Annotated in this window: 9 protein-coding genes and 1 pseudogene; 2 read left to right on the top strand and 8 right to left on the bottom strand. The window is 62.1% G+C overall.

Features of this window, described 5'->3' with window-relative positions; genetic code table 11:
* Positions 1-794 (top strand): hypothetical protein (locus tag QZ329_RS05835; RefSeq protein ID WP_295749511.1); only part of this gene is annotated, 794 nt, incomplete at its 5' end.
* A gap of 286 nt (positions 795-1,080) precedes the next feature.
* A pseudogene (locus QZ329_RS15595) lies at positions 1,081-1,230 on the top strand (pentapeptide repeat-containing protein); the annotation flags it as partial.
* Positions 1,231-1,354: 124 nt separating this feature from the next.
* On the opposite strand, the gene QZ329_RS05825 reads toward QZ329_RS15595, so the two are convergent.
* The 8 genes from QZ329_RS05825 to dxs all read right to left on the bottom strand — a co-directional run bounded on the left by QZ329_RS05825 (position 1,355) and on the right by dxs (position 8,616).
* On the bottom strand, positions 1,355-1,735 hold the full coding sequence (locus QZ329_RS05825) for a hypothetical protein (RefSeq protein ID WP_295749504.1): 381 nt from the start codon (positions 1,733-1,735) through the stop codon (positions 1,355-1,357).
* Between the two features lie 21 nt (positions 1,736-1,756).
* Entirely contained in the window at positions 1,757-2,014 is a 258-nt protein-coding gene (locus tag QZ329_RS05820; protein WP_295749502.1) for a hypothetical protein, read from the bottom strand.
* A gap of 87 nt (positions 2,015-2,101) precedes the next feature.
* A complete protein-coding gene (gene nth, locus QZ329_RS05815) occupies positions 2,102-2,740 on the bottom strand; it encodes an endonuclease III (RefSeq protein ID WP_295749498.1) in 639 nt (212 codons plus the stop codon).
* 186 nt (positions 2,741-2,926) lie between these two features.
* Entirely contained in the window at positions 2,927-4,612 is a 1,686-nt protein-coding gene (recN, locus tag QZ329_RS05810; protein ID WP_295749496.1) for a DNA repair protein RecN, read from the bottom strand.
* A gap of 14 nt (positions 4,613-4,626) precedes the next feature.
* Positions 4,627-5,076, bottom strand: a complete 450-nt coding sequence (argR, locus tag QZ329_RS05805; RefSeq protein ID WP_295749493.1) for an arginine repressor — start codon at positions 5,074-5,076, stop codon at positions 4,627-4,629.
* Positions 5,073-5,951 (bottom strand): NAD(+)/NADH kinase, encoded by an 879-nt coding sequence (locus tag QZ329_RS05800; RefSeq protein WP_295749490.1) that lies wholly within the window; start codon positions 5,949-5,951, stop codon positions 5,073-5,075. Before QZ329_RS05800 ends, argR begins: the two co-directional genes overlap by 4 nt.
* Entirely contained in the window at positions 5,948-6,772 is an 825-nt protein-coding gene (locus tag QZ329_RS05795; RefSeq protein ID WP_295749487.1) for a TlyA family RNA methyltransferase, read from the bottom strand. The genes QZ329_RS05800 and QZ329_RS05795 overlap by 4 nt, the downstream gene beginning before the upstream one ends.
* On the bottom strand, positions 6,769-8,616 hold the full coding sequence (gene dxs / locus QZ329_RS05790; protein WP_295749484.1) for a 1-deoxy-D-xylulose-5-phosphate synthase: 1,848 nt from the start codon (positions 8,614-8,616) through the stop codon (positions 6,769-6,771). Before dxs ends, QZ329_RS05795 begins: the two co-directional genes overlap by 4 nt.
* Positions 8,617-8,623: the final 7 nt, after the last annotated feature.

Below are 8,623 nucleotides of genomic sequence, written 5' to 3'. Positions count from 1 at the left end.
CTGAACCGCCGCCTATGGACAAACGGAAGCTGAACTGGATCACCTGGGCCGTGCTGGCTCTCTCCATATTGATTCTGGCGCTGATGCTGGGCGGCAGCCTCAGCAGCCGTACCGCTCACATCACCCTGCCTTCCTCCGATCTCCCCAGGGATCCCTCTGCGGAGGACGGCGGCCCCGGCTCCAGCGCGCTGACCGTCGTGGAGATCACTCCGAAAACCGTCCAGGCCGCCATCTCCAGCCTGTCCAGGCCGGAGTGCTATGGACGCAGCGTAACCATTGAATACTTCTGGAGCGGCGGCAGCGGAACGCAGGAGCTCTATACCATCGTCCGGGCCCCCTGGACCCGGGTGGACCGGAGCCTGCCGGACGGGCAGACCCGCATCAGCATCACCAATGGTGAAAAAACCTATATCTGGTACGGCTATGAGAGCGGCGCCGAAGTCGCCGCCGTCCCGGCGGGAGAATTCTCCGCCGATGTGGAGCAGTCCATCCCCACGTATGAGGACATTTTGGCCCTTCCGGCGGAGGAGATTCTTCTGGCGGACTACCGGTCCTTGGACGCCCTCACCTGCATCTACGTGGAAACGGGGACAGACCCGGCGGGCTACGTCTCCCGCTACTGGGTCAGCGTAGAAAACGGCCTGCTTGTCCAGGCGGAGCGGCTGCTGGGAGAGGAGACCGTCTATCGGATGACATCCCTCTATGTGGACCAGACAGAGTATGACGCCTCCCGCTTCACCCTGCCGGACGGCACGGTGCTTCTGGACGAAGAGGCAGCGGAACCCGTGGAGTAAGCGGAGTAAAAGGACGGGAGAACTCCCGTCCTTTTTTTGTTCCTGTCTTACAAAATCAACAGCAGTCCCAAGGCCACCAGCAGCTCCTCATCCGCGTCCTCTCGAAAAAGAAAGAACAGCAGCACCAGCAAAAGAAGGTCCCCCGTGTCCACATGATCCATGTGGAGCTGATCCAACAGGTGCCGCAGGAAGCCGGTAAGCCCATCCTGCGCCCGCCCGCCGGAGGCCGGACCATTGTATCGCTGGCCGCCGTGCGTGTGATTTCCGGGAGGCGGCCCTCCAGCAGATGATCCTCCATGAAACGGCCCACCGGGAGGCGGCCCTCCAGGGGGCGGTCCTCCAGAAGATGGTCCTTCGGGGGGCGGTCCTCCAGGAGATGGTCCTCCGGGGGGCGGTTCTCCAGAAGGCGGTCCTCCAGGAGGTGGTCCTCCAGAAGGTGGTCCTCCAGGAGGTGGTCCTCCGGGGGGCGGCCCTCCAGGGGACGGGCCGCCGGAGAACGTTTCTTCCGGAATACGGGTGTAAGAACCATTGTCATTGCGGATGTAGCGGTTATACATGCCTCAGCCCTCCCATCCCGACAGGAATTTCTTCCCCAGGTGGAACAGCCTCGCCAGCTGAAGGGCCCGCTCAATTTTCTCCTGCCGGTCGCTTTTTAAATAGGGCCGCAGCGCGTAAAGCAGGTTGCGGGCATTGGAATCCCTCTGCCCCCCCAGCTCCTGAATCAAGGGCAGAAACCGGGAAATCAGCTTGGGGTCCAGCCCTCCGGCCAGAGAAGACAGCAGGTCTCCCCCGCCTCCGGAAGGCGGAGGCGGGGCGGGAGGCGGAGGACTTTCACTCTGTTGTGGTCCTCCTCCCCCCAAGGACTGGGCCAGCTGCATGATCTGAGACATGGCGTCCGGGTTGGACAGTATGCTGTTCAGTTTCTCATCAAATTCCGCCATACGGACCAACCCCCTTCCCCATTACCTCTGAACGGCTTTGTTGATGCGCTCCACCAGCTCGGCGCCCTCCTGGCTCTGCATGATCTGGTTTACCATCTGAACCATGGCCGTGGTATCGCCCTTGGCGGCGGACTGAACCGCCCGCTGCAAACCGGCTCCCCGGTCGCCCTGGGTCAGCATCTGCATCAGCGTCTGTCCATCCCGGGACTGCATCAGCGATTTCAGCATCGCCGGATTCTTTCGGAGCTGTTCGGCCATCTGGGCCGTTTTCTCGTCCATATCGCTTCCTCCTTTGCGGTCTTCAGGCCAGTATATGAGGCCAGGAGCAAAAAAGTGCCTGTGCGGCATGCACAGGCACCGGATTTTCTATTTTGCTGCCTTCGCGGCGGCGCAGTCCTTCACCAAGGGGCAGTCCTGGCACTTTGGACTCCGGGCGGTACAGGTATCCCGACCAAAGAGCACCATCCGGTGGCAGAAATCAGAGGACTCCTTTGGAGGGAGAACCTCCCGCAGCTGCCGCTCCACTTGAATCGGGTCCTTGGACCCGTCCGTCAGCCCCAAACGGCCGGTAATGCGGATGCAGTGGGTGTCGCAGACATAAGCGGGCTGCTGATAAACGTCTCCCAGAATCAGGTTGGCCGTCTTCCGGCCTACTCCCGGAAGGCTGGTCAACTCCTCCATGGTGCCGGGAACCTTGCCGCCGAAATCCGACAGCAGCCGCTGGGCGCAGAGAACGATGTCCCTGGCCTTGCCGTTATAGAAGCCGCAGGAATGTATGTACTCCCCCACCTCCTTCGGGTCCGCCTCCGCGAAGCTCCGGAGCGTGGGAAAGCGGGCGTAGAGAGCCGGCGTCACCTGGTTCACCCGCTGGTCCGTACACTGGGCGGAGAGCCGCACGGCAAAAAGAAGCTCGTAGTCCTTCTTATACTGCAAAGAGCAGAGCCCTTCCGGGTAAATGCCCTTTAAAGTCTCAATGATGCGCTTCACCGCGGCTTTGGATTTCATGGCGGTCCCTCCGTTCCTGAATGAATACCTGTTCAGTATATCATAAAAACCGGCCTGGGGCAAGAACCTTGTGCCCAAGGGACGGCGTGCCGCTTTCCTGCCCGCTGTGCTTGGAGTCCCCCGCAGAACAAACCGCCCTCTCCAGCAAAACGCACCGGCGGATTTGCCGCCGGTACGTCCGCAGGGTCAGGATAACGTCCTCCGGTATGTCTCCGCCGCGTCCAGCAGTTCTCCAGCGCTGGCTAAAAGCGCGTCCGTGACCTTCGCGCCGCCGGTAATCCGGGCCAGCTCCGCCTTCCGGCGTTCCCGGTCCAGCAGCACAACCTGTGTAAAGGTTCTCCCCTTGTGTTCGCCTTTTTCCACGGAGAAATGCGTATCCGCCATGGCCGCCAGCTGGGGCAGATGGGTGACGCAGAGAACCTGCTTTCTCCGGCTGACCTGGGCCAGCTTTTCCGCCACCTTCTGCGCCGCCCGTCCGGAGACGCCGGTGTCCACCTCGTCAAAAACCAGGGTGCCGATGGCCTCCTGCTCCGCCAGCACGTTTTTCAGCGCCAGCATGATCCGAGCCAGCTCGCCGCCGGAGGCTATTTTCGCGATGGGCTTCAAATCCTCCCCGGCGTTGGCGGACATGAGGAAGCGAACCATATCGCAGCCGTCGGGGGACGGCTCTTTTTCTTCAAAAGCGATGGAAAACCGCACCCGGTTCATATCCAGGTCCCGCAGCTCCTTCTGAATCCGGGTTTCCAGCTCTGCCGCCGCTTGTTTCCGGGCCGCCGTCAGCGCTCCTCCCGCCGTCTGGACCGCCTGCTCCGCTTTCTTCCGCTTTTGTTCCAGCAGAATCAGCGTGTCGTCCGCCGTCTCGATGGCGTCCAGCTCCGCCCGACGCTGTTCCAGATAGGCGATCATATCCTCCACTGTGGCGCCATACTTCTTTTTCAGGCGGTAGAGCTGATCCGCCCGGCTCTCCGCCGCGTCCAGCTCCTCCGGCGAGAAATCAAAGGCCTCCCGCAGGTCCCGGACGGTCTCCGCCAAATCATAGGCCTCGCTGCGTAAGGCGCCCAGACGCCTGTACACCTCGCTGAGCTCTCCGTCCAGATTCCGGACACCGGAAAGAGCCTCCTCCGCGTCCCGGAGCTGATTCACCGCCCCGGCGCTCTCATCGTCGCCGGAAAGGCTGTAATCCGCGCCGGAGAGGGCGGAGAGATATTTCTCCCCATTCCGCAGCAGGTTTCTTTTCTGCTCCAGCTCCTCCTCCTCGCCGGAGCGAAGCTCCGCCCGTTCCAGCTCTTCGATCTGAAAACGGAGGCTGTCTATCCGGCGGGCCTTCTCCGCCTCGTCCATTTGCAGGGCGCGAATCTGGTCCCGCAGGTTCGCAAGGACGGCGTAGGCGGTTTTGTACGCCTCCAAAGGCCCTTCCGTCTGGCCGAAACGGTCCAGATAGGCCCCGTGCAGCTCTTCGTCCAGAAGCTGTGCGCCGTCGTGCTGGCCATGAATATTCAAAAGCTCCCCGCCGATCTGCCGGAGCTGTGCCACGGTGATGGGCCGCCCGTTCACCCGGCAGGCATTCTTGCCCTCGCTGGAAATCTCTCTTTGCAGCAGCAGATTTCCATCCTCGTCAGGGGAAAATCCATTCTCCAGCAGCCCCGGCAGGTCCGGCGGCACCTCCGAGAACTCCGCGCTGACAAAGGCCTTGGCGGCCCCGGTGCGGATCAGGTCCCGGGAAGTCCGCCCGCCCAGAACGGCCCCCATGGCGTCAATCACAATGGATTTGCCCGCTCCGGTTTCACCGGTGAGGGCGTTGAATCCGGGGCGAAACTGGATGTCCGCCTCCTCGATGACCGCGATATTTTCAATGTGCAGAAGCTCCAGCATGGCAGCCTCCCTTTTTACAGCATATCTTTGATCTCCTGGCAGAGAAGCTCCGCCGACTCCGTGCTCCGCATGACCAGAAACGCCGTATCGTCCCCCGCCAGGGACCCCACGATATCCGCCATATCCATATTGTCCAGGGCGGAACAAGCTCCGTTGGCAAGGCCCGGCATGGTCTTCACCACGACGATGTTCTGGGCATAGTCAATGCTGACGATGCACTCCCGGAAAATGGTCCGCAGCTTTTCCGCCAGATTCAGCTTTGTCCGGTTGCCGGAGACCGCGTATTTGTACACGCCCTGGCCCACCGGCTCCTTGATGAGGTGCATCTGTTTAATGTCCCTGGAAATAGTAGCCTGGGTACATTGGATGTCCCGGTCCCGGAGGCGGCTCAGCAGCTGCTCCTGCGTCTCGATGTTTTCCTGGGAAATGATCTCCAAAATCATGGCCTGACGGCTATTCTTCATCCTTCCAGCCCTCCCGGCAGCATCTTCTGCGCGAAAATCTCACAAAAACTCCGCTCCGTCAGCCGCACCAGCCTGGTCACATACCGGGAGCGGCGAACCAGCACCTTGTCGTCGGCCCGCAGGGCAAAGGCCCGGCTCTCATCCACAAACAGGTAAACCGGCTTTCTGCCGTTGCGCTCCAGTTCCACCGTCAGCGTGTGCTCGGGGCTGAGAACGTAGGAGGAAAAACGCATGTTGTGAATGCAGATGGGACAGACCACCATCGTCTGGGCCACCGGCTCCACCACTGGCCCCCCGGCGGAGAGCGAGTAGGCCGTGGACCCCGTAGGCGTGGCGACAATGACGCCGTCTCCGGCGATGTCCGCCAGGTGCCGGCCGTCGGAGGAAATCTTCAGGTGGATGACGTGGGAGATGGGGCCCTCCCGGATGACGGCCTCGTTCAAGCCCAGATTTGTGTAAATCTGCCGTCCGTCCCGGAAGACGGAGACATCCAGCATCATCCGCTGCTCCATCTCGAACTGCCAGTCCTTCAGCTTCCGCAGAAGCTCCAGCTCCCCGGCCTCCAGCTCGGCGACAAAGCCCAATCCCCCCATATTCACGCCCAGCACCGGCATTTTATGCAAAGCCGCCAGCTTGGCAAGGTGGAGAATGGTGCCGTCGCCCCCGAAGGTGATCAACAGGTCCGCCCCCCGAAGCTCCTGGGGCAGAGGCTTTACATCATAGTCGGCAAAGGCCCCCTCCTTCCGGTCCCGGAAGGGAGAACAGACCACCGTCTGAAAGCCGAGGTCCCGCAGAATCGCCTCCGCAGCCCGGGTGGTTTTCATGCCCTGGTCCCGGTTTGGGTTTGGGCAGAGAATGATTTTCTTGGGATTCACAGGCTCTCCCCCTCTCCGTGCTCCCGCAAAATCTGGTGGGACTCCTCTACCAGGGCCCTCAAATCAAAATCCGCATCCGCTCCGCCGCCCTTTTGCAGCCAGCCCAGGTACTCGATATTCCCCTCCGGTCCCCGGATGGGGGAATACGTCAGTCCCTGAACGGAAAGTCCCGCCGCCTTCGCGTGGACCAGAAAGCGCTCCAGCACTTCCAGATGGACGGCGGGGTCCCGGACCACGCCCTTCTTTCCCACCTTCTCCCGTCCCGCCTCAAACTGGGGCTTCACCAGGGAAACCACCTGTCCGCCCTCCTCCAGCAGCGCCGAAAGCGGCGGCAGAATCAAGGCAAGCGAGATGAAGCTGACGTCCACGGAGGCAAAGCGCAGCGCCTCCGGAATCTGCTCCCGGCTGAGATACCGGGCGTTGGTGCGCTCCAGACAGACGACTCTGGGGTCGTTCCGCAGCTTCCAGGCCAGCTGGCCCCGTCCTACGTCCACGGCGTAGACCTTCGATGCGCCGTTTTGGAGCATGCAATCTGTAAACCCGCCGGTGGATGCGCCGACATCGCCGCAGATCGCGTTCTTCAGGCAGATGGGGTATGTCCGCATGGCCTTCTCCAGCTTCAGCCCGCCCCGGCTGACATAGGGCAGCTTGTCCCCGCGGATTTCGATCCGCGCGTCCTCCGCCACAGCCGTGCCGGGCTTGTCCACCCGGCGGCCGTCCACGAAAACCTGCCCGCTCATAATCACCGCCTGGGCCCGCTGGCGGCTCTCCTCCAGCCCCTGGTCCACCAGCAGCACATCCAGCCTTGTTTTCCCGCTCATACGTTTACCGCCTCCCGTACCGCCCCGGCAACGGCGGCGGCATCCAGGCCAAACCGTGCCTCCAGCTGAGGAACGCTGCCCTCCGGGGCAAAGGTTCCGCCCAGATTTTTTAAAATCAGCTTTTGCGGGGCCTTTCCTTCTTTCGCCAGAATGGCGGCAACCCGCTGGCCCACGCAGCCCGCGCCGAAGCAGTCCTCCAGCACCAACAGTATGTCCGTTTTTTCAAAACAGCCGGCCACCTGGTCCAGCGGGGCAATCTGATTCAGTTTCCATACCTCCGCCTGAATTCCCTCCCGCTCCAGCAGTTCCGCCGCCGCCAGCACCTCGTTGATCAATATGCCATAGGACAGCAGCGCAACGTCCCCCCCGGCCCGGAGACGGACCAGCGGCCGGTCCGACGTGTCGTCCCGAAACGCACCCTCTCCGCCTCTGGGGTAACGGACCGCCGCCGGGCCGTCCAGCGTGAAAAGGGCCCTGCGCAGCATCTGCCGCAGTTCTGAAAAGTTGGAGGGGCAAAGCACGGTAAAGCCCGGCAGCTCCGAGAGGAACAGCGCGTCAAAGCAGCCGTGGTGGGTCTCTCCGTCGGCCCCCACCAGCCCCGCCCGGTCTACGCCCAGCACCACGTGGAGCCCCTCCAGGGCCACGTCATGGATCAGCATATCATAGCTCCGCTGGAGAAAGGTGGAATACACGGCAAACACCGGCAGCAGGCCCTGGGCCGCCATGCCGGCCGCCATGGAGACGCCGTGCCCCTCGGCAATGCCCACGTCGAAAAAACGGTTCGGAAAAGTCTTCGCAAATCCGGAGAGGCCGGTCCCGTCGGCCATGGCGGCGGTGACGGCGCAGACCCGCCCATCCTCCCGGGCAAAGTCTGTCATGGCCCTGCCGAAGACGGAGGAAAAGCTCTCCTCCCCTGTCTTTTTCAAAAGGCCGGCGGCGGGATCGAAGGGGCCCACGCCGTGATACATGTCCGGATTCCGCTCCGCAAAGGGAACCCCTTTGCCCTTGACCGTGTTCACATGAACCACCACGGGGCGGTTCAGTTCCCTGGCCCAGCCCAGCACATCGCACAACCGGGGCAGATCATGGCCGTCAATGGGCCCCAGATAGGTGAAACCCATGTCCTCGAACAGGGTGCTGCCTGGCCAGAGGGTCTTTTTCAGCGAGGTCTTCACCCGGTGGTTGAACCGGTATAGAGGGTTTCCCATGGGCCGGGACCCGAAAAGGCTCCGATACCACTTTTTGAAATGGTAGTAGACAGGCTTGGAGCGTAGCCGCGCCAGATGCGACGGGATCGCCCCTACATTGGGGTTGATGGACATGCCGTTGTCATTCAAAATCACAATCAGCGGCTCGCCGGAGGCCCCGGCGTTGTTCAGACCCTCATAGGCCAAACCGCCGGTCAGGGCTCCGTCTCCGATCAGGGCCAGAACACTGTAATCCTCCTTCCGCAGCGTCCGCGCGCGGGCCATGCCCAGCGCCACGGAAACGGAGTTGGAGGCGTGTCCGGCGATGAAGGCGTCATGCACGCTCTCCCGGGGCTTTGGGAAGCCGGAGAGTCCATCCAGCTGGCGGAGGGTTGAAAATCTCTCCCACCGGCCTGTCAGCATTTTGTGAATGTAGCACTGGTGTCCCACATCGAAGACCAGACGGTCCCGCTCCGTGTCAAAGACCCGGTGAATCGCCACCGTCAGCTCCACCGTCCCCAAATTGGAGGCCAGGTGTCCCCCGGTCTCCGAGACGCTTTGTACAAGAAACTCCCTCAGCTCCTGACAGAGCTGGGGGAGCTGTCCAGCTGGCAGCGCTCTGACGTCGGCTGGAGAATGGATGGATTCCAGCAGCATAGGGCCT

The sequence above is a fragment of the uncultured Oscillibacter sp. genome (assembly GCF_910579365.1).
Taxonomy (GTDB): Bacteria; Bacillota; Clostridia; order Oscillospirales; family Oscillospiraceae; genus Oscillibacter.
This window is presented reverse-complemented; position numbering and strand designations above follow the sequence as displayed.

Excerpts from the sequence above, each read along its gene's own strand:
- QZ329_RS05825 (WP_295749504.1), bottom strand. The coding sequence starts at position 1,735 with ATGGCGGAATTTGATGAGAAACTGAACAGCATACTGTCCAACCCGGAC.
- QZ329_RS05820 (WP_295749502.1), bottom strand. The coding sequence starts at position 2,014 with ATGGACGAGAAAACGGCCCAGATGGCCGAACAGCTCCGAAAGAATCCG.
- nth (WP_295749498.1), bottom strand. The coding sequence starts at position 2,740 with ATGAAATCCAAAGCCGCGGTGAAGCGCATCATTGAGACTTTAAAGGGC.
- recN (WP_295749496.1), bottom strand. The coding sequence starts at position 4,612 with ATGCTGGAGCTTCTGCACATTGAAAATATCGCGGTCATCGAGGAGGCG.
- argR (WP_295749493.1), bottom strand. The coding sequence starts at position 5,076 with ATGAAGAATAGCCGTCAGGCCATGATTTTGGAGATCATTTCCCAGGAA.
- QZ329_RS05795 (WP_295749487.1), bottom strand. The coding sequence starts at position 6,772 with ATGAGCGGGAAAACAAGGCTGGATGTGCTGCTGGTGGACCAGGGGCTG.
- dxs (WP_295749484.1), bottom strand. The coding sequence starts at position 8,616 with ATGCTGCTGGAATCCATCCATTCTCCAGCCGACGTCAGAGCGCTGCCA.